At 72.8% G+C, this 22,743-nt stretch carries 26 protein-coding genes, 1 tRNA gene and 1 other RNA gene; 13 read left to right on the top strand and 15 right to left on the bottom strand.

From position 1 onward, the window contains the following. Positions 1–12: 12 nt before the first annotated feature. Positions 13–1,197, bottom strand: coding sequence for a zinc-dependent alcohol dehydrogenase (locus tag NBW76_RS03615; RefSeq protein ID WP_056556417.1), 1,185 nt, complete (start codon positions 1,195–1,197; stop codon positions 13–15). 147 nt (positions 1,198–1,344) lie between these two features. Here NBW76_RS03615 and NBW76_RS03610 point away from each other — a divergent pair, with 147 nt between their 5' ends. Beyond that, complete coding sequence (locus tag NBW76_RS03610) at positions 1,345–1,854, top strand: hypothetical protein (protein ID WP_055963110.1); 510 nt, start codon at positions 1,345–1,347, stop codon at positions 1,852–1,854. Positions 1,855–1,900: 46 nt separating this feature from the next. Here the strand turns inward: NBW76_RS03610 and NBW76_RS03605 are convergent, their stop codons facing one another. The 3 genes from NBW76_RS03605 to NBW76_RS03595 all read right to left on the bottom strand — a co-directional run bounded on the left by NBW76_RS03605 (position 1,901) and on the right by NBW76_RS03595 (position 3,640). Continuing rightward, positions 1,901–2,086, bottom strand: a complete 186-nt coding sequence (locus NBW76_RS03605; RefSeq protein ID WP_055963107.1) for a hypothetical protein — start codon at positions 2,084–2,086, stop codon at positions 1,901–1,903. Positions 2,087–2,161: 75 nt separating this feature from the next. After that, positions 2,162–2,947: a sigma-70 family RNA polymerase sigma factor gene (locus tag NBW76_RS03600; protein ID WP_056556420.1), complete on the bottom strand. Its 786-nt coding sequence runs from the start codon at positions 2,945–2,947 to the stop codon at positions 2,162–2,164. Between the two features lie 75 nt (positions 2,948–3,022). Beyond that, positions 3,023–3,640, bottom strand: a complete 618-nt coding sequence (locus NBW76_RS03595; protein ID WP_162239232.1) for a class I SAM-dependent methyltransferase — start codon at positions 3,638–3,640, stop codon at positions 3,023–3,025. A 166-nt stretch (positions 3,641–3,806) separates the two neighbouring features. Here NBW76_RS03595 and NBW76_RS03590 point away from each other — a divergent pair, with 166 nt between their 5' ends. After that, a complete protein-coding gene (locus tag NBW76_RS03590; protein WP_056556424.1) occupies positions 3,807–4,463 on the top strand; it encodes a sigma-70 family RNA polymerase sigma factor in 657 nt (218 codons plus the stop codon). Between the two features lie 292 nt (positions 4,464–4,755). On the opposite strand, the gene NBW76_RS03585 is transcribed toward NBW76_RS03590, so the two are convergent. From NBW76_RS03585 to NBW76_RS03570, 4 genes are read right to left on the bottom strand one after another with little or no spacing between them, the layout of a single operon-like run. Further along, entirely contained in the window at positions 4,756–6,261 is a 1,506-nt protein-coding gene (locus NBW76_RS03585) for a fused MFS/spermidine synthase (protein ID WP_056556427.1), read from the bottom strand. A gap of 49 nt (positions 6,262–6,310) precedes the next feature. Further along, the gene (locus NBW76_RS03580) at positions 6,311–6,589 is read right to left on the bottom strand and encodes a Rho termination factor N-terminal domain-containing protein (RefSeq protein ID WP_056556431.1); all 279 of its coding nucleotides are present in this window, start codon (positions 6,587–6,589) and stop codon (positions 6,311–6,313) included. A gap of 50 nt (positions 6,590–6,639) precedes the next feature. Further along, complete coding sequence (locus NBW76_RS03575) at positions 6,640–7,497, bottom strand: glucose 1-dehydrogenase (RefSeq protein ID WP_056556433.1); 858 nt, start codon at positions 7,495–7,497, stop codon at positions 6,640–6,642. After that, complete coding sequence (locus NBW76_RS03570; RefSeq protein ID WP_156364879.1) at positions 7,494–8,123, bottom strand: hypothetical protein; 630 nt, start codon at positions 8,121–8,123, stop codon at positions 7,494–7,496. The genes NBW76_RS03575 and NBW76_RS03570 overlap by 4 nt, the downstream gene beginning before the upstream one ends. Positions 8,124–8,198: 75 nt before the next feature. Between NBW76_RS03570 and NBW76_RS03565 the strand changes: the two genes are divergently transcribed. Together NBW76_RS03565 and NBW76_RS03560 are read left to right on the top strand one after the other, a co-directional pair. Further along, positions 8,199–8,750, top strand: a complete 552-nt coding sequence (locus tag NBW76_RS03565; protein ID WP_056557206.1) for a hemerythrin domain-containing protein — start codon at positions 8,199–8,201, stop codon at positions 8,748–8,750. Positions 8,751–8,829: 79 nt separating this feature from the next. Next, positions 8,830–9,579 (top strand): GAF and ANTAR domain-containing protein, encoded by a 750-nt coding sequence (locus NBW76_RS03560; RefSeq protein ID WP_056556440.1) that lies wholly within the window; start codon positions 8,830–8,832, stop codon positions 9,577–9,579. Between the two features lie 3 nt (positions 9,580–9,582). Here the strand turns inward: NBW76_RS03560 and NBW76_RS03555 are convergent, their stop codons facing one another. Next, the gene (locus tag NBW76_RS03555) at positions 9,583–10,278 is read right to left on the bottom strand and encodes a GAF and ANTAR domain-containing protein (protein ID WP_055963082.1); all 696 of its coding nucleotides are present in this window, start codon (positions 10,276–10,278) and stop codon (positions 9,583–9,585) included. Between the two features lie 106 nt (positions 10,279–10,384). Here NBW76_RS03555 and NBW76_RS03550 point away from each other — a divergent pair, with 106 nt between their 5' ends. From NBW76_RS03550 to NBW76_RS03525, 6 genes are all read left to right on the top strand, one after another. Continuing rightward, on the top strand, positions 10,385–11,698 hold the full coding sequence (locus NBW76_RS03550) for a threonine/serine exporter ThrE family protein (protein WP_055963079.1): 1,314 nt from the start codon (positions 10,385–10,387) through the stop codon (positions 11,696–11,698). A gap of 118 nt (positions 11,699–11,816) precedes the next feature. Further along, positions 11,817–12,974: an acyl-CoA dehydrogenase family protein gene (locus NBW76_RS03545; RefSeq protein ID WP_055963076.1), complete on the top strand. Its 1,158-nt coding sequence runs from the start codon at positions 11,817–11,819 to the stop codon at positions 12,972–12,974. Between the two features lie 7 nt (positions 12,975–12,981). Next, on the top strand, positions 12,982–14,097 hold the full coding sequence (locus NBW76_RS03540; RefSeq protein WP_056556443.1) for an acyl-CoA dehydrogenase family protein: 1,116 nt from the start codon (positions 12,982–12,984) through the stop codon (positions 14,095–14,097). Between the two features lie 188 nt (positions 14,098–14,285). After that, complete coding sequence (locus NBW76_RS03535) at positions 14,286–15,380, top strand: sigma-E factor regulatory protein RseB domain-containing protein (protein ID WP_056556446.1); 1,095 nt, start codon at positions 14,286–14,288, stop codon at positions 15,378–15,380. After that, positions 15,377–16,264, top strand: coding sequence for an ABC transporter ATP-binding protein (locus NBW76_RS03530; RefSeq protein WP_056556449.1), 888 nt, complete (start codon positions 15,377–15,379; stop codon positions 16,262–16,264). The genes NBW76_RS03535 and NBW76_RS03530 overlap by 4 nt, the downstream gene beginning before the upstream one ends. After that, positions 16,261–17,076 (top strand): ABC transporter permease, encoded by an 816-nt coding sequence (locus NBW76_RS03525; protein ID WP_056556452.1) that lies wholly within the window; start codon positions 16,261–16,263, stop codon positions 17,074–17,076. The genes NBW76_RS03530 and NBW76_RS03525 overlap by 4 nt, the downstream gene beginning before the upstream one ends. Here the strand turns inward: NBW76_RS03525 and NBW76_RS03520 are convergent. After that, the gene (locus tag NBW76_RS03520) at positions 17,066–17,851 is read right to left on the bottom strand and encodes a triacylglycerol lipase (protein ID WP_056556455.1); all 786 of its coding nucleotides are present in this window, start codon (positions 17,849–17,851) and stop codon (positions 17,066–17,068) included. The two genes, NBW76_RS03525 and NBW76_RS03520, sit on opposite strands and share 11 nt — an antisense overlap. A gap of 58 nt (positions 17,852–17,909) precedes the next feature. Beyond that, an RNA gene (ffs, locus tag NBW76_RS03515) (signal recognition particle sRNA small type) lies at positions 17,910–18,005 on the bottom strand. Between the two features lie 62 nt (positions 18,006–18,067). On the opposite strand from ffs, the gene NBW76_RS03510 reads away from it, so the two are divergent. Together NBW76_RS03510 and NBW76_RS03505 are read left to right on the top strand one after the other, a co-directional pair. Continuing rightward, a tRNA-Ser gene (locus NBW76_RS03510) sits at positions 18,068–18,152 on the top strand. A 251-nt stretch (positions 18,153–18,403) separates the two neighbouring features. Then, positions 18,404–18,961: a dihydrofolate reductase family protein gene (locus tag NBW76_RS03505; RefSeq protein WP_056556458.1), complete on the top strand. Its 558-nt coding sequence runs from the start codon at positions 18,404–18,406 to the stop codon at positions 18,959–18,961. A gap of 3 nt (positions 18,962–18,964) precedes the next feature. Here NBW76_RS03505 and NBW76_RS03500 read toward each other — a convergent pair whose 3' ends face one another. Then, positions 18,965–19,801 carry a helix-turn-helix transcriptional regulator gene (locus NBW76_RS03500; RefSeq protein WP_056556460.1) on the bottom strand — a complete coding sequence of 279 codons (837 nt, stop codon included), beginning with the start codon at positions 19,799–19,801 and terminating at the stop codon, positions 18,965–18,967. Positions 19,802–19,921: 120 nt separating this feature from the next. Here NBW76_RS03500 and NBW76_RS03495 point away from each other — a divergent pair, with 120 nt between their 5' ends. After that, complete coding sequence (locus tag NBW76_RS03495; protein WP_056556463.1) at positions 19,922–20,860, top strand: SDR family oxidoreductase; 939 nt, start codon at positions 19,922–19,924, stop codon at positions 20,858–20,860. Between the two features lie 15 nt (positions 20,861–20,875). Here NBW76_RS03495 and NBW76_RS03490 read toward each other — a convergent pair whose 3' ends face one another. The 3 genes from NBW76_RS03490 to NBW76_RS03480 all read right to left on the bottom strand — a co-directional run bounded on the left by NBW76_RS03490 (position 20,876) and on the right by NBW76_RS03480 (position 22,740). Further along, positions 20,876–21,208, bottom strand: a complete 333-nt coding sequence (locus NBW76_RS03490; RefSeq protein WP_156364880.1) for an Lsr2 family protein — start codon at positions 21,206–21,208, stop codon at positions 20,876–20,878. A 93-nt stretch (positions 21,209–21,301) separates the two neighbouring features. Then, on the bottom strand, positions 21,302–22,057 hold the full coding sequence (locus tag NBW76_RS03485; protein WP_056556466.1) for a 2-phosphosulfolactate phosphatase: 756 nt from the start codon (positions 22,055–22,057) through the stop codon (positions 21,302–21,304). 29 nt (positions 22,058–22,086) lie between these two features. Further along, positions 22,087–22,740 carry a hypothetical protein gene (locus NBW76_RS03480; protein WP_056556469.1) on the bottom strand — a complete coding sequence of 218 codons (654 nt, stop codon included), beginning with the start codon at positions 22,738–22,740 and terminating at the stop codon, positions 22,087–22,089. Positions 22,741–22,743 lie beyond the last annotated feature (3 nt).

The following is a 22,743-nucleotide window of genomic DNA, read 5'->3' as shown; positions in this document are numbered from 1 at the left end:
CGCGCGCGTCCCTCAGAGGCTGGGGTCGAAGACGACCTTGACGGCGCCGTCGTCCTTGCGCTGGAAGATGTCGTACGCGCGCGGCGCGTCCTCCAGCGACAACCGGTGGGTGGCGAAGGACTCGAGGCCCAGCGGGTCGTCGGCGCGCTCCGCGAGCGGCATCAGGTCGTCGACCCACCTCTTCACGTTGGCCTGTCCCATCCGCAGCGTCACCTGGCGGTCGAAGAGCTGCTGCATGGGCATCGGGTCGTGCGTGCCCGTGTAGACGCCCGACAGCGAGACCGTGCCGCCGCGGCGCACCAGCTGGGTGGACAGGTGCAGCGCGGCCAGCCGGTCGACGCTGGCCGAGGTCATGGCCTGCTTCGCCAGGCCGTCCGGGAGGAGGCCGACCGCCTTCTGCAGCACCGAGGGCGCCGGCGAGCCGTGCGCCTCCATGCCGACGGCGTCGATCACGCCGTCCGCGCCACGACCCGACGTGAGCTCGAAGACCGTCTCCACGACGTCGTCGTCCTCCACGTGCAAGGTCTCCACACCTCGCTGTCGCGCACGCTCCAGCCGCTCGGGGACCAGGTCGATGCCGATGACCCGGATGCCCTGGTGCAGCGCGAGACGGGCGGCCATGTCGCCGATCGGGCCGAGTCCGACGACGGCGAGCGTGTCGCCCTCGTGCACGTCGGCGTACCGGACGGCCTGCCACGCCGTGGGCATCACGTCGGACAGGTAGACGTATCGCTCGTCGGGCAGGTCGGGACCCACCTTGATGGCGCCGTAGTCCGCGTGCGGCACGCGCAGGTACTCGGCCTGACCGCCAGGAACGCTGCCGTACAGCTCGCTGTAGCCGAACAGGGCTGCTCCCGTGCCGTGCGAGCGCACCTGCGTGGTCTCGCACTGCGTCTGCAGCCCCTTGCGACACATGAAGCAGTCGCCGCAGGCGATCTGGAACGGCACCACCACGCGGTCGCCGACGGCGAGGTTCGTGATGCCGGCGCCGACCTCCACCACCTCGCCCATCGTCTCGTGACCCAGGACGTCACCGGTGTTCATGAAGGGACCCATCACCTCGTACAGGTGCAGGTCGGAGCCGCACAGGCCGGTCCTCGTCACCTTCAGCACGACGTCGCCCGGATCCTCGATGCGAGGGTCCGGCACGTCGTGCACCTGGATGTCGCGTCGGCCCTGCCACGTCACTGCTCTCACGGTCGTCCTCCTCGCGTCGGTGGTGTTCCTCCGACGCGTACCCGCCGGGCGCGAGACCATGCGTGGCATGGCCCGACCGGGAGCGGGTACATGCTGGGCACAGACCTCGACCACGAGCGGGACAACGCCCGCCCCGAAGGAGCACCCATGCCCTCCCCCATCTCCGCGATCGTGCCGGGCGGCTCGCCGATCGCGCACCACGTGCACACGCACCTCGCCGGCTCGGCCGCAGGCATCGACCTGTTCGACCGCAGCGCCGACGCGCAGCTCGATCCCGACATCGGGAACACGGTGCGCGAGATCCACGGCGAGCTCGTGGACGAGCGACGCCGGTTGCGCCGCATGGCCGACGACCTCGGTGTCGGCGAGTCCAAGGCGCTCACGCTCGCCGCCCAGGCCGGCGAGCGGCTCGGACGCCTGAAGCCCAACGGATCCCTGACGCAGCGGACCGACATGACCGACCTCGTCGAGCTCGAGGCGATGCGCACGGCCGTCGCGGGCAAGCGCGCCGGGTGGCAGGCGCTGCTGTCGGTCGTCGACGTGCACCCGGCGCTGGACCGCGCGGAGCTGGAGGACCTCGTGGCCCAGGCCGAGTCGCAGCAGGACCGGCTCGAGCAGGCTCACACCCAGGCAGCGGCCCGGGCGCTCGTGCGCTGACCGGCGGCCGGGTGGGTGTCCGCCCTCCCCGGCCGCCCCGTCCAGGTCAGGACGACGCGTCGTCGCCCTCCTCGCCACCGTCCTCGTCGTCCTCCAGCTCGGAGGCGTCGAGCGACGGCTCTGTTGGGGGAAGGTCGGCGTCGGGCTCGGTGTCGGGCGACGTCGCGGGGTCGACCGGTGCGTGGTCGTTGGTCCCGGGACCGGACTGGGGGCTGCTTCCGAAGGTGCTCATGTCCCAGGACTACCCGCGATCGGCCTGCCTCACACCTCGACGACGCACCGACGAACCCGGCGCCTCGCCGAGGGGTCAGCCGTCGAGCGGTCCGATGCGCTCGCGCACCCGCTGCAGCACCGCCGTCAACCGGCGCGAGACCTGCATCTGCGAGACCCCGAGCTCAGCGCCGATGTCGCGCTGCGTGCGGTCCTCGACGAAGCGCATGTGCAGCAGCCGACGGTCCTGCTCGTCGAGGGAGCGCAGCGCCGGCATCGCCGTCTGGAGCCGCTCGACCGCCTCGTGCCCGGGATCGAGCGCTCCGATCCGCTCGTGCGCGAAGGTGCCGTCGGCGGGCGACGGCACGTCGAGTGACCGGGGCGCGAAGGCGTCGTGCGCGGCGTCGGCCTCGCGGACCTCGGCCACGCCGATCCCGAGGCGCTCGGCGACGTCCTCGGCGCTCGGCTCGTGCGTGCCGGTGCTGCGCAGCTCGTCCCGGGCGGCCGTCACCGACATCTGCAGCTCCTGGAGCGAGCGCACCGGCCGGATGGTCCAGCCGCGGTCACGGAAGTGTCGTCGCAGCTCGCCCAGGACCGTGGGCACGGCGTAGGCGGCGAAGGAGCGACGTTCGGGGTCGAAGCGGCGGATCGCCTTCACGAGGCCGAGGCGCGCCACCTGGTCGAGGTCGTCGTCGGCGATGCCGCGGCCGCGGTAACGGCGCGCCAGGCGGCCGGCCATGGGGATGTAGTCGGACACGACATCGTTCTGCAGCTCGCGACGTCGGTCGGCGGGCGCCTCGGCCGCTCGTCGCAGCCGCTCACCAGTGGCGACGTCGGGATCCTGGACCGCGCTGGCGGTGGGGGCGGGGAGGGTGGTGGTCATGCACATGCCTCTCGTCGAACGAGATCGGCTGCTGACTCAACCTGTCCCCCACGGAACCACGGTTCGGGAGGTCGTTCAACTCGAACGGGTCGTGGGCGCCACGAGCGCCACCACGCCGCTCGATCCCTCCTGCCCCTCCTCGCGCACCTCGACCACCTCGAGGCCCACCCAGGTGAAGGGCCGTTCCAGCAGCTCCACCTGCTCCCGGCTGCCGAGCTGGAGGAGGAGCCGTCCGGTCGGCTCCAGGTGCTTGGCCGCCACCCGGACGCATCGGCGGGCCACCTCGAGTCCGTCGATCCCGCCGTCGATCGCCCAGAGCGGGTCGGCGGGATGCTCACCCACCCGCTGCGTCGGCACCCACGGCGGATCCGCGACCACCAGGACGAACCGCTCGTCCTCGCCGAGCACGGCGTCGAACTGGCCTTCGCGGACCTCCACGTCCTCGGTCACGCGCTCGGCGTTCACGCGGGCGAGCTCACAGGCTCGGGGAGCCGCGTCGACCATCACCAGTCGGCGTCCGGTGTCGTGGACCGCCGCGAGGCCGATCTGGCCGGCCCCGGAGCACAGCTCGAGCACGTCACCCTCGGGAAGGGAGGTCAGCAGCTCGGCCGCCCATCGCGACTGGGCGTACGTCCATGGTCGCGGCAGCAGCACGGTGTCGTCGACGTCGATCGACAGGGGACCGAACGGCACGGTCCGCACGGTCGGGGCGGGGGCAGTCTGTCCTGGGGAGTCCACGTGCGGGACGTACCCGGAGCCGGGCACCTGAATCCTGCCGGGGTTGCGGATCGTCGACGCCCGGGTCAGGCTGGAAGCAGGTTGAGCAGCAGCCGTCGTCGCCCCGACTCGGGAGGTCGACATGGCTCAGACCATGCGCACGGGCTCGCTCATCCAGGATCATCTGCCACTCGCGGCACATCTGGCTCGCCTCTACCGCGGCCGCGGCGTCGAGGACGACGACCTGCTCCAGGTCGCCCGCCTCGCGCTCGTCAAGGCGGCGGAGCGCTTCGACGCCGACCGCGGAGACTTCGCGCCGTACGCGGCCAGCACCATCCGCGGCGAGATCAAGCGGTACTTCCGCGACCACGCCTGGAGCGTGCGCCCACCACGTCGTCTCCAGGAGCTGCAGGCGCGCATCGCGGCGGAGACCTCCGTCGGCGGATCCTGGACCGACCGTCCCGAGGCGATCGCCGCACAGCTCGGCGCCACGGTGGCCGAGGTGCGCGAGGCGCTCGCCGCCGGCGGCTGCTTCACGGCCGACTCGCTGGACGACGGCATCGGAGCGGCGGCCCTCACGGAGGACGGGTACGCCCGGGTCGACGCCTGGCTCACGGTCCGGTCGTTGCGCACCACGCTGACCGACGACGAGCGACGCCTGCTCGCGTGGCGCTTCGTCGACGAGCTGCCCCAGCGCGAGATCGCGACCCGGCTCGGCATCAGCCAGATGCAGGTCTCACGTCGTCTGTCGACTCTGCTGGCGCGGCTGCGCCGCGAGGTGGGTGACGTCGCGGCCTGACCTCGCCCGCACGCAGACCGGCGGGTCCTGAGCTCGCGACAGTGCGCGGGGCAGAGCGGGTCAGCGATTCTCCCTTCGCGCGGGACGGTCCACGAGAAGGAAGAATCCTGCGTGAATCACGCGCAGATGGAGAATCGTGGCCACGCCCCGCAGACCCAGCCGGGCCGAGAACCCCCGCTCCGGTCGAGGCCCTGTCGGAGCCCACCCGACTCTCGGTCACAGCGACGCAGCAGCGGGCGAGAGCACAGCCGCCGGAGAGGCCCGGCGGCAGCGAGGACCCGCTCGGCGACCGTCAGGGGGTGAGCAGCTGGTCGACCGGGGCGTAGTCGTCGCTCAGCTCCGCGGCGTCGCCCACCCAGGCGTCGAGGTCGTCGCCGTCGGTGACCTCCCACCCCACCTGGCGCTCACCCAGTCCGGCGCGCACCGCATCGACGTCGACCGGTCGCTCCGACGCCGCCACCACGATGTTGCCGCCGCCCGGTCCGGGGCCGTCGGCGGGCCAGCCGAGCACCGCCACGTGCGGCCAGCGCTCCTGGACGGTCCGCACCTCGGCGCGGGCGAAGTCCAGCGATCCGTGGTCGATCACGTTGAGCACGTAGACGCCGTCGTCGTCGAGGGCCTCGTGCACCTCCTCGGCCATCTCACGGGTGGTCAGGTGCCACGGCACGCTCACGCCGCCGAAGGCGTCACCGACCACGAGGTCGAGGCTGCCGGGCTCGACGTCGCGCAGGCCGAGCCGGGCGTCCTCGACCCGCACCTGCAGGGCGTCGCTGGTCTCCAGCCCCAGCTCGTCACGGTCGAGCTGCACGACGCCGCCGTCGATCTCCGAGACCACGCTCGTGGTGCCCGGGCGAGTCGAGGCCAGCCACCGGGGCATCGTCACACCACCGGCGCCCAGGTGATGCGCGGACAGCGGCTCCGACGTCGGGAACATCGCGTCGATCACGGCGGCGTAGCCGCGGGTATAGGCGAACTCGAGGTACTCGGGGTCGGAGAGGTCCACGAAGGAGTGGCGCAGGCCGTCGAGCACGAGCAGGCGGCCCTCGGGGGTGGATCCCCCGGGCTCCACCGACGCGCAGTGGTAGGTGGTCTCGACCTCGCAGCCGCCGGGCGCCAGGGCCGCGGTGCCACCGACGAGCACCGCCCCGCCGACGGCGAGCAGGCCGAAGCCCGGACCGCGCAGACGCAGCTCCAGCACGGCGGCGGCCGCGGCCAGGAGCACGCCCAGGCCGACCAGGATCACGCTCACCCGCACGTGCGAGATGAGCACGAATCCGGTCAGCACCGTGCCGACGATGGCCCCCACGGTGCCGATGCCCGAGAGCCGACCGACGACCGTCCCGGTCTCGTCGAGGGTGCGCAGCAGCAGCTTGGTCACCATCGGCGTCACTGCCGAGAGCAGGGCGCCCGGCACCACGATCGTCGCGGCGGCCACCAGGTACAGCAGCCCCACGGACTCGGGATCGGCCACGCTGCGCACCGCGAACGGCGTGGCGGCGATGACGACGCCCGAGATCGCGAGCAGCGGCGCGAGGGCCCGGCGCGGGTCGATCGTGTCGGCGGCCCTGCCACCGGCCCACGAGCCCGCCGCGATGGCCGCCAGGGCCAGACCGATGACGGTGGTCGACGTCTCGAGGGTGAGGCCGAGGTACGGCGCGAGTAGCCGCAGCGCGACGATCTCGACCACCAGCACCGCGGCGGACGATCCGAACACCAGGACGGCCGCGGCGAGGTCGCTCAGCGGTGGCGGCCCGCTCCCGGGGGCGGGCAAAGCGCTGGAGGACTCTCCGTCGGTCATGCCGACAGTCTTCCAGCCGTTCCCACCCCCGCAGGGTGGACGGCGTCCCTCAGTGGTTGCGCAGCTTCTCGATCAGCTCGTCCTTGCGCAGGTCCGAGTAGCCCTCGAGACCGAGCTCCTTGGCCCGGCCGCGCAGGTCGTCGACCGTCCAGTCCTCGTAGGAGCCGGACTCGCCTCCGCGCTTGCCGACGGTCCTCTCGCCATCGCGGGCGGCCGCGTTGGAGATCCGGGCGGCCTTCTCCTTCGAGGCTCCGTCGTCCCGGAGCGCCTCGTACATCTCGGGGTTCTTCAGCGACGGCTCGTCGCTCGCGTCCTTGCCTGCCGGCATGGCGCACCTCCTGTCGTTCGGTTCTCTCGTTCGATCGTGGCACCGTCCGGTCAGAAGACCGGCTTGCCGCCCGTCACGCCCAGCACCGTGCCGGACACGTAGCTCGCGTCGCGCTCCGACGCCAGGAACACGAAGGCAGGCGCCACCTCGGCCGGCTGGCCCGCGCGTCCCAACGGGGTGTCGGAGCCGAACTGCTCGATCTTCTCCGCCGGCTGGGTGGCGGGTTGCAGCGGCGTCCAGATGGGGCCGGGCGCCACCGCGTTCACGCGGATGCCGTCGGCCCCGAGCTCGGCGGCCAGGTTCACGGTCAAGTTGTTGAGCGCCGCCTTGGTGGAGGCGTAGTCCAGCAACGACGTCGACGGCTCGTAGGCCTGGATCGACGTGTTGTTGATGACGTTGCCCCCGCGCTCACGCAGGTGCGGCACCGCCGCACGGGTCAGCCAGAACGCGGCGTAGAGGTTGGTCTTCAGCACACGGTCGAGGTTCTCGTCGGTCAGCGCCTCGATGCCCTCCTCGCGCGCCATCTGGTAGCCGGCGTTGTTCACCAGCACGTCGAGACCGCCGAGCTCTCCGACGGTCTGGGCGACCGCGTCGTCGCACGCCGCGCGGTCGCGCAGGTCGGCCTCGAGCGCCAGGACGCGGCGGCCCGCCTCGGCGACCAGGCGGCCGGTCTCGGCCGCGTCGTCGCCCTCGTCGGGCAGGTGCGTGAAGGCGACGTCGGCGCCCTCGCGGGCGTAGGCGATGGCGACGGCGCGGCCGATGCCGGAGTCTCCGCCGGTCACCAGGGCGACCTTGCCCTCCAGGCGGCCGTGGCCGACGTAGGACTCCTCGCCGTGGTCCGGCTGGGGGTCCATCGCCCCCGTGCTGCCGGGCGGGTCCTGCTGCTGGGCGGGGAAGCCGTCACTCATCGGATCCCCGTCTCGTCGGGGGCCGGCGTCGGCTCGAGGGGGACCTCGGGCACGTCGTCCGGATCGTCGGGCTCGATCGGCTGCACGTCGGGCTCGGCTCCCGGGTCGGATGCGGGGTCCGCGTCCGGCTGGGGTACGGCGAACGGGTCGTCAGGAGCGATGGTCATGGTGATTCCTTCCGTTGTCGTGCACACGTCGACGTTCGCGTGGATCGTCAGACCTTGCATCTCGGGCTCGTCCTCGAGGACCGCGCTCGCGCCGTCGGGCGTGGCGGGCTCCAGGACCATGAGCCGCAGACCCGGCGCGTCCTGCGCGGTCGTCCACGCCGCCACCCGGGAGATGGCGGCCAGGACGCCGGGAGCGGCCAGCTCCCCGCCCGCGCGACGAGCGTGGGCGTCGGGCCCCGTGGAGTACCGCAGCACCACGACGAAGCGGCGCTCCGCCACGCGGTGCCAGAGGGACTGCACCTCGGCGTCCGGCTCGACAGCGGCCGGCACCAGGCACAGCACGGCGTCCGTGGCGCGGTCGTCCTCGAGGTCCCGCAGGTGTGCCACGTCCTCGGCATGAGCGATGCTCAGCACCAGGGCCGATCGTCGGCCCTGTTCCAGTCCGATTCGGGTCGTCATGGGCGCGATGTACCCAGGACCGGGCGGGTCATGCGCCGACGTGCGCGACCGATCGCGCGTGCCTACGCTCGCGCCATGACCTCCTCCACCACCATCGACCTGGGCCGCCCCGTCTCGGGCGACGTCATCGAGCTGATCCTCGACGACCACCGCCGCTTCGAGGACCTGCTGCGCCAGCTGCGCAGCACCGCGTCGGACCGCGACGCCGTGCGTCAGGCGTTCTCGGCCTTGCACGTCGCCCACGCCGAGGCCGAGGAGCGCCACGTGTACCCGCAGCTCAAGAAGCGGCGGGCCGTGGACGCCCACGAGGCCGACCACGGCGAGCACGAGCACGCCGAGGGCAACGAGGCCCTGCTCGCGGTCATGGAGTGCGCCGCCACCGACACGCAGAAGTTCGACGACGCCGTCGAGGAGCTGACCCGGCTCGTCAGCCACCATCTCACCGAGGAGGAGCTGACCATCCTCAACCCGGCGCGCGAGGAGCTCGGTCCCGAGGTCCTCGCGAAGCTCGGCGAGGCCTTCGCGACCGAGCGCAACCAGCAGATCGACGCGGACTGCGGGCGTCTGGACAACCTGCGACGCATCGTCCGCGAGGCGCGACGAGAGGGTCTCATCGACGAGGACTGACCCGGCGTGGGTCGGACCACACCGATGTGGTTCGCTACCCCTCGGTTGAGCAGCAGCCGACGACCTCACGCACCAGGAGGTGGTCGCGCTGACCCGTCCTGCCCCACCCCCGTCGCCGTCCTCGCCCGAGACGCCGGACCCCACGACCTCCGAGCCGACCCCCTCGGCGTCCTCCGCCGTCCGCGTCAAGCCACCGCCCACCGAGTCGGTGGCGCACCGCATCGCCTCGCTCGCGCTCGCCGTGGTCCCGTGCGACGCCGCCGCCGTGACGGTGCCGTCGGCCTCGGGCCGACCGGCGCTCGCGGCGACGTCACCCCAGGCGATGCAGGCGCTCCGTCTCCCGGGAGGCCCAGGAGCCGGTTCCTCGCTCGCCGACGCCGGGCCCGTCGGCCACGTCCACGTCCGTGACACCGCCAGCGATCCGCGCTGGCGCGACTGGGGTCGCGACGTGGCGATGCTGGGCCACCGGTCGGTCGTCGTGGTGCCGTTGTCCAGCCGCAGCGGCGAGCCCGGCCGCCTCGACCTCTACGCCGAGGACCCCGACGCGTTCGACGACGAGGCGTGCCTGCGCGCCACCGAGCTGGGAGGACTCGCCTCGGTCGCGCTCGGCGTCGCCCACGATCGCGACGGGTTGCGCCGCGCCCTCGACGCGCGTGGCGACATCGGCATCGCCGTCGGCGTGCTCGTGGAGCGCTACGGACTGACCGTCGACGCCGCCTTCCAGGTGCTCGTCCGCCACTCGCAGCACCACAACGTCAAGCTTCGCGACGTCGCGCGTCGGCTGGTCGAGGAGGGCGACCTTCCGGACGAAGTGACGTCGCAGGCCTGACGCTCAGTCGATCCCGGGCAGGCTCCGCGTGTGGACCAGGTCGCGCGCCACCTGCGCCAGCTTCACGTTGTGGTGCTGCGAGTACCGCACGAGCACCGCGAAGGCCTGGTCGGCGTCGACGCCGAAGCGCTCCATGAGGATGCCCTCCGCCTGGCCGATCACGGTGCGACTGGCGAGGGCCTCCTGCAGCGACGCCCGTTCCTGCGACGAGGCGATGGCGATCGCGGCGTGGCTCGCGAGGTGACGCGCTGCCTCGCGGTCGGCCTCGTCGAACGCGTCGACCGAGGAGCCGTAGAGGTTCAGGGCACCGAGGCCGCGGTCGTCGAGGTTCAGCTGTACGCAGAACATCGCCCGCACACCGGCCTCGACCACCTCGGGACGCCAGCGCGGCCAGCGCTCGTCGCTCGTGAGGTCGGGGGCGTCGATCTCGTCGGCGTCCAGCGCATCGACGCACGGACCCTCGTGGAGCCGGTGCTGCAGGTCGTCGGCCCGCGCCACGAGCTCGCTGGTGGGGGCCACGGTCTCGATCCGGCCCCGCGCACGGACCAGCGAGACACCCGCGTCGGAGGCGCCGCGGACCAGCTCGAGCGCCAGCGACGTCAGCCGCTCGGCGGTGCGCTCCGCGGTGGGCTGCGTCGCCAGCTCGCGGGCCATCGCCGCAAGCCGGTCGTCGAGCCCGTCGTCCACCTGTTCCGCCATGTGAGGATCCTCCTGGAGGGAGGATACCGAGGCGGGCCCCGGCCGGCCGCGTGAACGACCTGGCCACCCGCGCAGGGCCTCCGCACCACCCGGCACCATGGTGCTCATGACGGACTCCAAGGACGTGCAGCGCACGCTCGACCTCGCCCTGAGGATCGGCGAGATGCTGCTGTCCAACGGTGCGGGTGCGGCCGACGTGACCGCCACGATGGCCTCGGTGACCCATCACCTCGGACTGCGGCAGACCTTGGTCGACGTGACCTTCACGTCGCTCACGCTGAGCCACCAGGAGAGCGTGGACGACCTGCCGATCGTCATGCGCCGGCACGTGACCCACCGCGAGGTCGACTACGCCGACCTGACCGCCGTCGACCTGCTCGTCAACGCGCTGCTCACCGGCGAGATCGACCGCGAGGAGGCCGCGTCGCGCGTGGCTCGGATCGCCTCCACCGGCCACCCCCGGCCGCGTTGGGCGATCACCGCCAGCTGGGGCCTCACCGGTGCGGGCGTGGCTCTCCTGCTGGGCGGCGACTGGATCGTGCTCGCCGTGGCCGGTGTCGCCGGCGCCGCGATCGAGGTCCTGCAGCGACGGATCGAACGTCTGCGGCTGCCCTTCTTCTACTCCCAGGTGGCCGGAGCGCTCCTGGCCACGCTCATCGCGGTGGCCGTGGCCGCGACGCCCGCCGAGGTCAACCCGTCCCTGGTCGTGACGGCGGCGATCATCATGCTGCTCGCCGGACTCGGCTTCATCGGTGCCATCCAGGACGCGCTCACCGGCTTCTCGATCACCGCCAACGCCCGGATCATGGAGGTGATGATCGCGACCGTCGGCATCATCGTCGGCGTCTCCGCCGGTCTGCAGGTCGGCGAGTGGCTGGGGGTCGACTTCGCCCTGGACCCGGGGGCGTCCGGACTCTCGCAGCTGCCCCAGGTGATGGCGGGGGCCGGCGTGACCGCCGCGGCCTTCGCCCTCTCGGCCTACTCGCCCAAGCGCATCGTGGTGCCCATCGGTCTGCTCGCCGCCGTCACGTCGGGCGCCTACGCCGCACTCACCCAGGCCGACGTCGGCCGGCCGGCCGCCGCCGGCGTGGCCGCGTTCGCCGTCGGCTTCGTGGGCTACTCCGTGGCCCGCCGGTTCCGGGTGCCGCCGCTCGTGGTGGTCGTCTCGTGCATCGTGCCGCTGCTGCCGGGTCTGTCCATCTTCCGGGCCCTGTCGCTGCTGGCGGGCGAGAACCTGCTCGGCCTGCTCTGGATGATCACCGCCGGCGGCGTCGCCGTGGCGCTCGCGTCCGGTGTGCTGCTCGGCCAGTACGTAGCCCAGCCGCTCGGGCGGGAGGCGCGTCGGCTCGAGCGTCGACTGGCCGGACCCCGCCTCGTCGGGCCCCTGCGCGCTGCCGCCGCGCGCCGCCAGAAGGGCTGAGGGAGCCGGGCCCGGGGGCCCTCGTTCGTCGAGCCGTGGGACCCGGCACCTGGCAGGGTGTCGGGTGCAGCGCGTATCGTGACGATTAAGCAAGCGCTTACCCACCCGGAGAGTCCCCATGAAGCTTCGTCTGTCCGAGGAGGACGCCGCATTCCGCGAGGAGATGCGCACGTTCTTCACCACCCAGGTCCCGCAGCACATCCGCGACACCGTCGCCGCCCGGCGCGAGCTCAGCAAGGAGCAGATCGTCGAGGCGCAGCAGACGCTGAACGCCGCCGGTCTCGCCGTGCCGAACTGGCCCGTCGAGTGGGGCGGCAAGGACTGGACCCCGCTGCAGCGCCACATCTGGCACGAGGAGATGCAGCTGGCCTGCGTCCCCACGCCGCTGGCGTTCAACGCGTCGATGGTCGGCCCGGTCATCGCGGCCTTCGGCTCCCAGGAGATCAAGGAGCGGTTCCTCCCGGCCACCGCCAACCTCGACATCTGGTGGTCGCAGGGCTTCTCCGAGCCCGACGCCGGCTCCGACCTCGCCTCGCTGCGCACCACGGCCCGTCGCGAGGGCGACGAGTACGTCGTCAACGGGCAGAAGACGTGGACCACGCTCGGCCAGTACGGCGACTGGATCTTCACGCTCGTGCGGACCGATCCCGACGCCCCCAAGAAGCAGCAGGGCATCTCGTTCCTGCTCATCGACATGACGTCGCCCGGCCTGACCGTGCGTCCCATCGAGCTCATCGACGGCGGCCACGAGGTCAACGAGGTCTTCTTCGAGGACGTGCGCGTGCCGGCCGAGAACCTCGTCGGCGAGGAGAATCGCGGCTGGGACTACGCCAAGTTCCTGCTCGGCAACGAGCGTGTCGGCGTGGCACCCGTCGGCTCCACGAAGCGCTGGCTGGCCGCGGCGAAGGAGATCGCGGGCGACCGCCTCGACTCCGACCTGCTGCTCGCCACCCGCGTCGCGGACCTGGAGAACGAGCTGCTCGCCCTCGAGCTGACGGCGCTGCGCGTCGTGGCCCACTCCGCCGACGGCAAGCCGCACCCGGCGTCGTCGGTGCTCAAGCTGCGCGGCACCGAGCTGCAGCAGGCCGTCACCGAGCTCTACGTCGACCTCGCCGGCCCGCTCTCGCTCGCGTCCGGCGCCGGAGACGGCTCCGACGTGCCCGACTGGGCCCGCGTCAGCACCCCGCAGTACCTCAACTTCCGGAAGGCGTCGATCTACGGCGGCTCCAACGAGGTGCAGCGTCAGATCATCGCCAAGACCATCCTGGGACTGTGAGGCAGCCATGGACTTCACCCTCGACTCCGAGCAGACCGCCCTGCGTGACGCGGTGCGCGGCCTGCTGAGCAAGACCTACGACTCGTCGGAGACCCGCCGCGAGGTCACCAAGACCGACCCCGGGTTCTCGGAGAAGACCTGGCAGCAGCTCGCCGAGCTCGGTGCCCTCGGACTGCCGTTCTCCGAGGAGGACGGCGGCTTCGGCGCCGGACCCGTGGAGGTCGCGATCGTGGCCGAGGAGATCGGACGCGTGCTCGCGCCCGAGCCGTACCTCGAGACGATCCTGGCCGCCGGCCTGGTGGCCGACCTCGGCTCGGCCGAGCAGCGCGCCGACGTCATCGGCCGCGTGGCCGAGGGCGCCCTGGTGCTCTCCTTCGCCCACCACGACGTCGGCGACGCCGTCGTGGCCGCCGAGTCCGACGGCACCTGGACGCTCACGGGCGTCAAGGAGCCGGTGCTGCACGGCGAGCGCGCCGACCTGCTGGTCGTCACGGCCCGCACCGACGCCGGCGTCGGCGTGTTCCTCGTCGACCCCTCGGTCGGTGGCGTGGACCGGATCGGCTACCGCACGCACGACGGCGGTCGCGCGGCGCGCGTCTCGCTCGACGGCGCCACGGCCACGCCCCTGGGCGACCCGGCCGCCGACGTCTCCGACGTCGTGGCCCGGAACGTCGCCCGTGGGCAGATCGCCCTGAGCCACGAGGCCGTGGGCGCCATGGACGTGGCCCTGCGGACCACGACGGAGTACCTCAAGACGCGCAAGCAGTTCGGCGTCCCGCTCAACACGTTCCAGGCGCTCACGTTCCGGGCGGCCGACCTGTACGTGTCGGCCGAGCTGGTCCGCAGCACCGTCACGTGGGCCACGCTCGTGCTCCAGGACGACCCGGACCGGGTCCTCGAGGCGGCGGCGCGTGCCAAGCTGCAGGTCTCGCGCGCCGGCCGCCACATCGGCCAGGAGGCGATCCAGCTGCACGGCGGCATCGGCATGACCGCGGAGTACTCCGTCGGCCACTACACGAGCCGTCTGACCGCGATCGACCACACGCTCGGCGACGGCTCGGAGCACCTGCTCACGCTGGCCCGCTCGGTGGCCGACCACGGCGCCGTCGACCCCATCGGCTGACGGGCGACGCGCGGCTCGACCCACGATCCAGCCGCACGTGGCGCAGATCCTTTTCCGGCGCCGCGTGCGGCTGTCGTGCGTCGGGGGCCGCCCGTGGCCGCAGCGCGCCACCGACGCACTCGACGGTCCCGGGATCCACCCAGCTCCACCCGGCGAGGCGGGGTCCCACCTCGTACCGTGGTCAGGAGATGAAGTCCTCCGCCCGACGCTGGCTGCTCGTGGCACTGGTGTCGGCCCTGCTGGCCGCCGCGCCGGTGCTCCCCCGCCTGCTCCCGGCCGAGGCCTCCGACGTCTCGGCCGACCGGCTGCTCGAGCGGGTCGTCGCGTCACGCGACCTGGGGTGGTCGGGCGAGGTGCGCAGCCGCGGCACGCTGCAGATCCCCGAGACCGACTCGTTCGCCGGGGTCGCCGACCTGCTGGGCGACACCAGCACCCTGCGCGTCTGGTGGCGGTCGGACGAGCAGTGGCGCGTCGACCGCGTCCGCGCGAGTGGCGAGACCGACCTGGTGCGCGAGGGTGACCTGCTCACCACCTGGCGCTTCGAGTCCGAGCGCGCCACCTCGTCCCCGTACGCCACCGTCCGCCTGCCCGACGCCTCCGACCTCGTGCCGTCACAGCTGGCCCGGCGCCTGCTCGCCGGGGCCGACGCCGCCGAGCTGTCCCGCCTGCCGGAACGACGAGTGGCGGGGCGGTCGGCACCCGGCCTGAGGCTGGAGCCGGCCGACGAGCAGTCGACCATCGCGCACGTCGACGTCTGGGCGGACGCCGAGACCGGTCTGGCGCTGCGCGTCGACGTGGTCGGCACCGCCTCGGACCTGCCCGTGGTGTCCACCGCCGTCACCCGGTTCGACCCGTCGACCCCCGACCCCGGCACGACCACGTTCACCGCTCCCCCGGGCGCCCGCGTGGGCTTTCGCGACGCGATCGACGTCGCGGCGGGCGCCAACGCCTTCGCACCGTTCGTGCTCCCCGAGGCAGTCGCCGGGCTCGAGCGCCGCGGCGACCCCGACGAGCTCGGAGCCGTCGGCGTCTACGGCCGCGGGCCCACCGCCCTCGTGGCGGTGCCGCTCCGCCGCGGTCTCGCCGGCCAGGTGCGCGAGCAGCTGAGCGCCTCGTCGGCCGTGCGCACCGACGTCGGCACCTCGCTGGAGATCGGGCCGCTGTCCGTGCTGCTCACCGAGGGGGGCCGTGGTCAGGGCACCTTCTTGCTGGCTGGGACCGTGACGCCCGAGGTGCTTGCGGACGCCGCGGCCGAGCTGGGCGAGCAGGTGGGGCGGCGATGATCAGGACCCGAGCGCTGACGAAGCGCTACCGCGGCGTTCCGGCGGTCGCCGGCATCGACCTCGACGTGCGAGAAGGCGACGTCTACGGGTTCCTCGGGGCCAACGGCTCCGGCAAGACCACGACGGTGCGGATGCTGCTGGGCCTCGTCCTGCCCACCTCCGGGGAGGCCGAGGTGCTCGGCGAGGCGATGCCTGCGTCGGCCGCGTCGGTCCTCCCGCGCGTCGGCGCCCTGGTGGAGGGACCCGGCGCCTACCCGCACCTGTCGGGACGCAGGAACCTCGCCACCTTCGACGCCGCCGGGCCCGACGCGCGGCGACGTGGACGGTCCGGTCGCATCGGCGAGGTGCTCGAGCAGGTGGGGCTGGACCCCGCCGACCGTCGGCCCGTGCGTGCGTACTCGCTCGGCATGCGCCAACGCCTCGGCCTGGCCGGTGCGTTGCTGCGTCGGCCGCGGCTGCTGGTGCTCGACGAGCCCACCAACGGACTCGACCCGCAAGGGATCCGCGAGATCCGCGAGCTGCTGCTGGCCCTGAACGGCGAGGGCACCACGATCTTCCTGTCCAGCCACCTCATGAGCGAGATCGAGCAGATGTGCACCCGCGTGGGGGTGCTCGACCGCGGCCGACTGGTGCTGCAGGACCAGCTGGAGACCCTTCTGGCACCGAGCGAACGCGTCGTGGTGGGCACCCGCGACGTCGCGCGTGCCGTCGCACTGCTGGGCGAGGCCGTGGAGTCGTCCGTCGGAGAGCGCCTGGTGGTGGTGTCCGACGACCCGGCCCGGGTGAACGCACGGCTGGTGTCCGCCGGCGTCCGCGTCGACTCCGTGGGGCCGTTGCGCGTCAGCCTGGAGGACGTCGTGCTGCGCGCGAGCGAGGCGTCATGATCAGGGTGGAGCTGGCTGCGATGCTGCGGCGCCGACGCACCTGGGTGGTCATCGCGATGCTGAACGCCCTGCCCGCGCTCGTGGCGGTGCTGCTCGCGACCACGCAGCTGGGACCCCGTCCCGGCAGCGGACCGCCGTTCCTCTCCGCCGTCCTGAGCGACGGCACGCTCTTCCCCCTTGCTGCCCTGGGCATCGTGCTCCCGCTGTTCCTGCCGGTCGCGGTGGCGGTCGTGGCCGGTGACGCCATCGCCGGCGAGTCGCAGACGGGCACGCTGCGCTACCTGCTCGTCCGCCCCGTGGGCCGCACCAGGCTGCTGGTGGCGAAGCTGGTGAGCGTCGTGGCCTTCGTGCTCGTGGCCGTGCTGGTCGTGGCGGTCGTGGCCTACGTCCTCGGACGGCTGCTGCTCGGCGACGGAGATCCCAGCGGCACGGTCACCAGCGTCTCCGGCTCCACGCTCAGCCAGGCGGAGATGATCCAGCGGACGGTCCTGGCGCTCGGCTACGTGACGTGGATGATGCTGGGCGTGGCCGCGCTCGCGCTGCTGCTCTCCACGATCGTGGAGTCCGGGCTGACCGCCGCGCTCGGGACGGTGGCGGTGCTCATCGGCTCGACGGTGCTCCTCGGGCTCGAGGCCGCCGACGTGCTGCAGCCGTACCTGCCGACCCGGTACTGGCTGGCGTTCGTCGACCTGTTCCGCGACCCCATCCGGTGGACCGAGGTGGTGCGAGGCGTCGCCGCTCAGGCCGCCTACCTCGTGGTGTTCCTCGGGGCGGCCTGGGCCAACTTCGGCAGCAAGGACGTCAACAGCTGACGTCGGTCGGCGCGCGGGCGGCGTCCCGACCGAGCACCGAGGCCACCGTCGCGAGCACCGCGGCGTCACCGGGAAGCGCGCGGTGCGGGGTCGTCGAGCCGGGGCACAGCCGTTGCACCCGCAGGTTGAGAGCGCCGTCGAGCACCGCGGAGTCCGTGGGGACGACCACCCGGTCGGCGTCGGACCGCAGTGTGACCCACTCGGGTCCGTCCGGCGTCTCGTCACCGGCGTTCAGGCCACGCAGCAGGTCGCTGTCGGGCACGAGCTGCTCGCACGCGGTGGGGCAGCTGCCCGCGATCTCGACCGCCAGCGCGGCGACGTCGGTGCCGTGGTGGGGCGAGCCGATCGTCAGCACCCGTCGAGCCACGTCCGCCCCGCCCTGGTCGCGCACCCACAACCGTGCCACGACACCGCCTGCGGAGTAGCCGACGACGTCGACCGAGTCCGCGCCCGTGCGCTCGAGGGCCGCTTCCACCGAGCGGCCGAGTGCGGCCGCCTGGGCGCGCAGGTCTCCCCTGCCGTCGCCCTCGGGCTCGAGCACCTCGACGTCGCGGCCGGCCGACCGGAGCGCGTCGCGCAGGGGATCGAGGGACGCCACGCGTCCGCCGTACCCGGAGACCAGCAGCACGGGCCCGAGCTCGTCCTGCGACGCGGGATCCGTGGGGTCGAGCGTGCGGACGACCCCGATGCCGACGGCGACCAGCACCACGGCCACGAGCAGCGCCGCCCCCGCCAGCAGGGTGCGCCGCCGCTGCGGCGCGAGGTCGTCGAGCACGACCCCATCCTCGCCGACGACCCCTGAACATGGCGCGGGCGCGAGGAAGCTCCTGGAACGTGAGGACCCCTCGCGCACCCACTAGAGCCCACTGACCCTTGCTGCCTTCCGGCCCTGGGGGATTGGGTGAGATAGCGCCACGCGAGGGGCTGCGGCCAGCATACGGGGGCCGACCCGGTGGGTTCCAAGCGGGATGCGGCGGGTACGCTCGTCGGCGGAGGATTCGCATAGTGGCCTAGTGCGCTCGCTTGGAAAGCGGGTTGAGTGAAAGCTCTCAGGGGTTCGAATCCCCTATCCTCCGCAGAGATCGTGAGCCCCTCGGCACCTCAGTGCTGAGGGGCTCCGTCGTTCTCGAACACGCCGAGAGGCTCACGACCTCTGCATCCGGCGTGGCGATTCGAGGAGGAGCGGAGCGAGCGACGAAGTCCCTACCTCCACGGGTGCCTTCCTCCAGAGGGAGCGTCCCGCTCCGCCGCGCGGCGGAGCGGACGCCTGCTCACGACCCACAGGTGCGATAGCGTCGCTCTTCCACACAGGAACAAGGAGGCACTCGTGCGTCGCGTCGTGCTGTACCAGCTGCTCTCGCTCGACGGCGTCGCCGAGGAGCCGGGCGACTGGATGTTCGAGGCCGGCCCGGAGATCTTCGACAACCTGGCCGCTGTGATCGAGCGTCAGGACACGGTCCTCCTGGGCCGAGGTACCTACGACTACTGGTGCGACTACTGGCCCACGAGCGACGTGCAGCCCTTCGCCGACTTCATCAACGGGACCGAGAAGCACGTCGTCACCTCCACGCCCCTGACGGGGTCGTGGCAGAACTCGACGGCGGTGCACACCGACGCCGCCGACCACGTTCGCTCGCTCGCCGCACAGGACGGCGGCGACATCGGCATCCACGGCAGCATCGGTCTGGCCCAGTCGCTGCTCGCGGCCGGTCTCGTCGACGAGCTACAGCTCGTGGTGGTGCCGACGGTGGCCGGACACGGGAGGCGTCTGCTCGAGCCGGGTTCGCCGACCCGACGACTCGCCCTCGTCCGCTCCGAGCGGTCCTCCTCCGGCGACCTCCTGATCACCTACGTCTTCCGACCGGACGACTCGACGCCGTCCTGACCATCAGCCCGCCGCGCTCCCCACGACCGACAGCAGCTGCAGCCGCTCGTGGCTCTCGCTGCCGGGGACCGCGGTGTAGACGAGCAGGGAGTGCGCCTGCCGCGGGTCCTGGAGGATCTGGCAGCTCAGCTCGAGACGGCCCACCGTCGGGTGGTCGTACCGCTTGAGCTCGTGCGGCATGATCCCGACCTGGTGCTCGTCCCACAGCGCCCGAAACTCCTCGTTCTCGGCCGCCAACGCAGCGGCGAGGCGCGCCGCCTTCGACGTCGGCCCGCGCCGGGCCATGATGCCGCGCAAGCCGGAGACGTACATCCGGGAGAAGTGCTCGTGGTCCTCGGGCGGGTGGAGGTCCCGCGCCCCGGGGACGGTGAACCAGCGGTAGCCGATGCTGCGCTCCGGCCCGCTGAACCGCCGCAGGTCGCCGACGAGCGCGACACCGAGCGGGGTCTGGCGCAGGGTCTCGCCGAGCTCGGTCACGATCTCCGCCGGGGTGTCGACGAGCCGGTCGAGGATCCGCAGCATCCCCGGGCTCACGTGGTCGCTCTCGGCTCCGCGCTCCGGCGGCCGGTGCCCGGCGAGGTGGAACAGGTGGTCGCGCTCGTCGAGTGACAGGTGCAGGCCCTGGGCGATGGCCGCGACCATCTGCTCCGACGGCTGTGGTCCGCGCTCCTGCTCCAGCCGGGTGTAGTAGTCGGCCGACATGTGGCACAGCACCGCCACCTCCTCGCGGCGCAGCCCCGACGTCCGCCGTCGCTGCCCGCGCGGCAGGCCCACGTCCTCCGGCTGCAGCGCCTCGCGGCGCACGCGGAGGAAGTCCGACAGCCCGGTCCGATCGATCATGGCTCCATCGTGCCCCGTGGCGGTCCGCGCATCCACGGATCGTCGGACCCTGGATCCGGTCGGGGTCGTGCCGAAGGCTGGAGCCAGCGGCACGTGCCGCCCCCATCGTCAGGAGACACCGTGGCACCCAGGACCTACGACATCGCCGTCCCCGACCTCACCGGTCGGCTCGCGGTCATCACCGGCGCGAGCGACGGGATCGGGCTCGTCATCGCCCGGACGCTCGCCGCCGCCGGAGCCGACGTGGTCCTGCCCGTCCGGAACCGCACGAAGGGAGAGGCGGCCGTGCGGACGATCCGCGGGCGGCACCCGGGGGCTCGCCTGACCCTCCACGACCTCGACCTCTCGTCGCTTGCGTCGGTCGAGGCCTTCGCCGCCACGATGCGTGCGGAGGGCGAGCCGATCCACCTGCTCGTCAACAACGCAGGCGTCATGACGCCGCCGGAGCGCCAGACCACGCAGGACGGCTTCGAGCTCCAGCTCGGCACCAACCACCTCGCTCACGTCGCGCTCACCGCCCACCTGCTCCCGCTCCTCGTGGACGGCGGGGCACGGGTGACGTCGCAGGTCAGCGTGGCGGCCAGGAGCGGCGTCATCAACTGGGACGACCCCGGGTTCGAGCGCGCCTACGACGGCATGCGCGCGTACCGGCAGTCCAAGATCGCCCTGGGCCTCTTCGGCCTCGAGCTCGACCGCCGGAGCCGGGTCGAGGGCTGGGGCATCACGAGCAACCTCTCCCACCCGGGCGTGGCGCCGACCAGCCTGCTGGCGGCCCGGCCCGAGGTGGGTCGGTCCGGCGACACGCTCAGCGTGCGGGTCATCCGTCGACTCTCGGCCCTGGGGGTGCTCGTCGGCACTCCCGAGAGCGCGGCGCTGCCGGCGGTGCTCGCGGCGACCGCGCCGGACCCGGCGCCCTTCTACGGTCCGCAGGGCCTCGGGGGCACCGGTGGCGCGCCGGGTCCGGTGGATCTCTGGAAGCCTCTCAGCGACCTCGGCGACGCCACGCGTGCGTGGGACCTTTCCGAGGATCTCGCCGGAGTGGTGTTCGCGCGGGGATGAGTCGTCGGGCTCGGCTCAGTTCGCGGACTGGTAGGCCTCGATGAGCGACGACGGGACGCGGCCACGGGCCGGGACGTCCAGGCCCTGCTCCTGCGCCCAGGCTCGCACGGCCTTGGCGTCGACGCCGGAACCGCCGCCCGAGGAGGAGGTCCGGGTGGTGCGACCGGCGGCGCGGCGGCCGACGGCGATGTAGGGAGCCACGGCGTCGGCGAAGGCCTGACGCTCGGACTCGGTGAGGTCGACCTGGTAGCCCACTCCGTCGAACGTGAACGACACCGTCGGTGCCGGGGTGTCGATCTCGTCGCCACTCAGGTCGGAGTAGAACTTTTCCACGGTCTTTTTCGCCATGCCGGAACCATATCGCCCACCACCCGATAATGCGGTCATTTCCCGAGAGCATTCAGGACCAAAGTCATGAATAGTTTCCGAATGCGCCGACTTTCACGGGGCGGCGACGAAACCGCGGTCGCTCAGCACCGGCACGACGCCGCTGGCCCCGACCTCGGCCGCCACGCCGACGTCGTCGGACCAGCCCGCCGCGACGAGCTCCTGGCCGCTCGCGCAGGCCGTCAGGTGGGCGGTCTCGCGCCCCTGCACGAGCCGGTACGCGTCGGCCGCGGCGGCAGCCTCCGGCGACAGGCCCGGCCACTCGAAGTCCTCGAGCGCCGCGAGCACCGCACCGGCTCCCCACAGGTCCTCGAGGGCAGGTCGCAACGAGCCGTCGCTCCACCGTTCGCCCGCGGCGACCACGGCCACGACCGTGTCGTCGGCGTCGTGCTCCCGCGCGATCCAGGCAGCGACGGCAGCCGCGTTGCGCAGGCTCGCGCCCACCACCGTGGTGGCCGAGCCCGCGAGCGCGTGCGCCACGGCCGACCCGTTCGGTGACGGCAGCACCAGACGACCCGGCAGCGGGACCCGCAGCAGCCGCGCCGGCGAGAGCGTGGGCTCCTCCGGGCCCGCCGAGGCCCGGTCGGCGGCCAGCACCGCGCCGGTCTGTGCCGCGACCTCGGCCGCGTCGGCGCGACCGGTCGGGTACGGCACCACGACGCTGCCGCGTTCCACCGCCACCCCGAGCGCCGTGGTGAACGACAGCACGTCGACGACGACGGCGACGTCGGCCCCCTCGGAGATCGCGCGGCCGCCGACCGGGCCCCAGTCGAAGCGGACCGTGTGGCCCGGCTGGTGAGTCGTGAGCATGGGCCCAGTGTGCCGGGCAGCGAGAACCGTCAGGGCCGACGGCGGCGTGCCAGGACCACGGCGCCGACCACGAGGACGCCGAGCACGAGGACGAAGACGACGACCTCGACCCACCCGACGGCGTTCCCGGTGGAGGTGGCCACGTCGTCGGCCTCGCCCGGGGTCGCGACCAGCTCGGCCTCGGTGCGGGTCTGCTGCGTGCTCGGCGTCTCGACCGTCACGTCCTCCCCGTCCGCGAGCAGCTGGTACCGCAGGGCCAGGAACTCACCGGGCGCGACGTCGTGGTCGCGCACGCCGGTCTGGGCGTACGACCACTCGCCGCCCTCGTCGGCGGTGAGGAAGGCCCAGTACCCGTCGCCGGAGAGCGAGGCGCCGCACGTCTCCTGGGCCGCGTCGGGCCGACCGTCGATCCGGCAGACGAAGGGTGCGGACCCCTGCGTCTCCTCGACGTCGAGACCAGCCGCCTGGAGAGCGTCGTAGGCGGTGGCGTCGCCGGCGAGGTCCGTGGCGCAGCGGACGAGCTGATCACCGTCGAGCGTCGCGGGCTCGACCACGACCACGACGTCGTCGGACCCGCACTCGCCCTCGGCGGCCGCCTGCGCAGCGGACGGAGCGGCTACCAGGGCAGCGGCGCAGACGACGACGGACAGCAGCTGGTGAGCGTGGCGGAGCATGTCGTCCATCGT

Source organism: Aeromicrobium sp. Leaf245 (assembly GCF_942548115.1).
Classification (GTDB): domain Bacteria; phylum Actinomycetota; class Actinomycetes; order Propionibacteriales; family Nocardioidaceae; genus Aeromicrobium.
Note: the sequence above shows the minus strand (reverse complement) of the source record. Positions and strands in the feature narration are given on the sequence as shown.

Bases quoted from the DNA above. Each gene is read 5' to 3' on its own strand.
- NBW76_RS03525 (WP_056556452.1), top strand. From the start codon at position 16,261: ATGATCAGGGTGGAGCTGGCTGCGATGCTGCGGCGCCGACGCACCTGG.
- NBW76_RS03610 (WP_055963110.1), top strand. From the start codon at position 1,345: ATGCCCTCCCCCATCTCCGCGATCGTGCCGGGCGGCTCGCCGATCGCG.
- NBW76_RS03580 (WP_056556431.1), bottom strand. From the start codon at position 6,589: ATGCCGGCAGGCAAGGACGCGAGCGACGAGCCGTCGCTGAAGAACCCC.
- NBW76_RS03575 (WP_056556433.1), bottom strand. From the start codon at position 7,497: ATGAGTGACGGCTTCCCCGCCCAGCAGCAGGACCCGCCCGGCAGCACG.
- NBW76_RS03590 (WP_056556424.1), top strand. From the start codon at position 3,807: ATGGCTCAGACCATGCGCACGGGCTCGCTCATCCAGGATCATCTGCCA.
- NBW76_RS03605 (WP_055963107.1), bottom strand. From the start codon at position 2,086: ATGAGCACCTTCGGAAGCAGCCCCCAGTCCGGTCCCGGGACCAACGAC.
- NBW76_RS03570 (WP_156364879.1), bottom strand. From the start codon at position 8,123: ATGACGACCCGAATCGGACTGGAACAGGGCCGACGATCGGCCCTGGTG.
- NBW76_RS03555 (WP_055963082.1), bottom strand. From the start codon at position 10,278: ATGGCGGAACAGGTGGACGACGGGCTCGACGACCGGCTTGCGGCGATG.
- NBW76_RS03535 (WP_056556446.1), top strand. From the start codon at position 14,286: ATGAAGTCCTCCGCCCGACGCTGGCTGCTCGTGGCACTGGTGTCGGCC.
- NBW76_RS03545 (WP_055963076.1), top strand. From the start codon at position 11,817: ATGAAGCTTCGTCTGTCCGAGGAGGACGCCGCATTCCGCGAGGAGATG.
- NBW76_RS03500 (WP_056556460.1), bottom strand. From the start codon at position 19,801: ATGATCGATCGGACCGGGCTGTCGGACTTCCTCCGCGTGCGCCGCGAG.
- NBW76_RS03550 (WP_055963079.1), top strand. From the start codon at position 10,385: ATGACGGACTCCAAGGACGTGCAGCGCACGCTCGACCTCGCCCTGAGG.
- NBW76_RS03585 (WP_056556427.1), bottom strand. From the start codon at position 6,261: ATGACCGACGGAGAGTCCTCCAGCGCTTTGCCCGCCCCCGGGAGCGGG.
- NBW76_RS03540 (WP_056556443.1), top strand. From the start codon at position 12,982: ATGGACTTCACCCTCGACTCCGAGCAGACCGCCCTGCGTGACGCGGTG.
- NBW76_RS03485 (WP_056556466.1), bottom strand. From the start codon at position 22,057: ATGCTCACGACTCACCAGCCGGGCCACACGGTCCGCTTCGACTGGGGC.
- NBW76_RS03600 (WP_056556420.1), bottom strand. From the start codon at position 2,947: ATGACCACCACCCTCCCCGCCCCCACCGCCAGCGCGGTCCAGGATCCC.
- NBW76_RS03565 (WP_056557206.1), top strand. From the start codon at position 8,199: ATGACCTCCTCCACCACCATCGACCTGGGCCGCCCCGTCTCGGGCGAC.
- NBW76_RS03480 (WP_056556469.1), bottom strand. From the start codon at position 22,740: ATGGACGACATGCTCCGCCACGCTCACCAGCTGCTGTCCGTCGTCGTC.
- NBW76_RS03490 (WP_156364880.1), bottom strand. From the start codon at position 21,208: ATGGCGAAAAAGACCGTGGAAAAGTTCTACTCCGACCTGAGTGGCGAC.
- NBW76_RS03530 (WP_056556449.1), top strand. From the start codon at position 15,377: ATGATCAGGACCCGAGCGCTGACGAAGCGCTACCGCGGCGTTCCGGCG.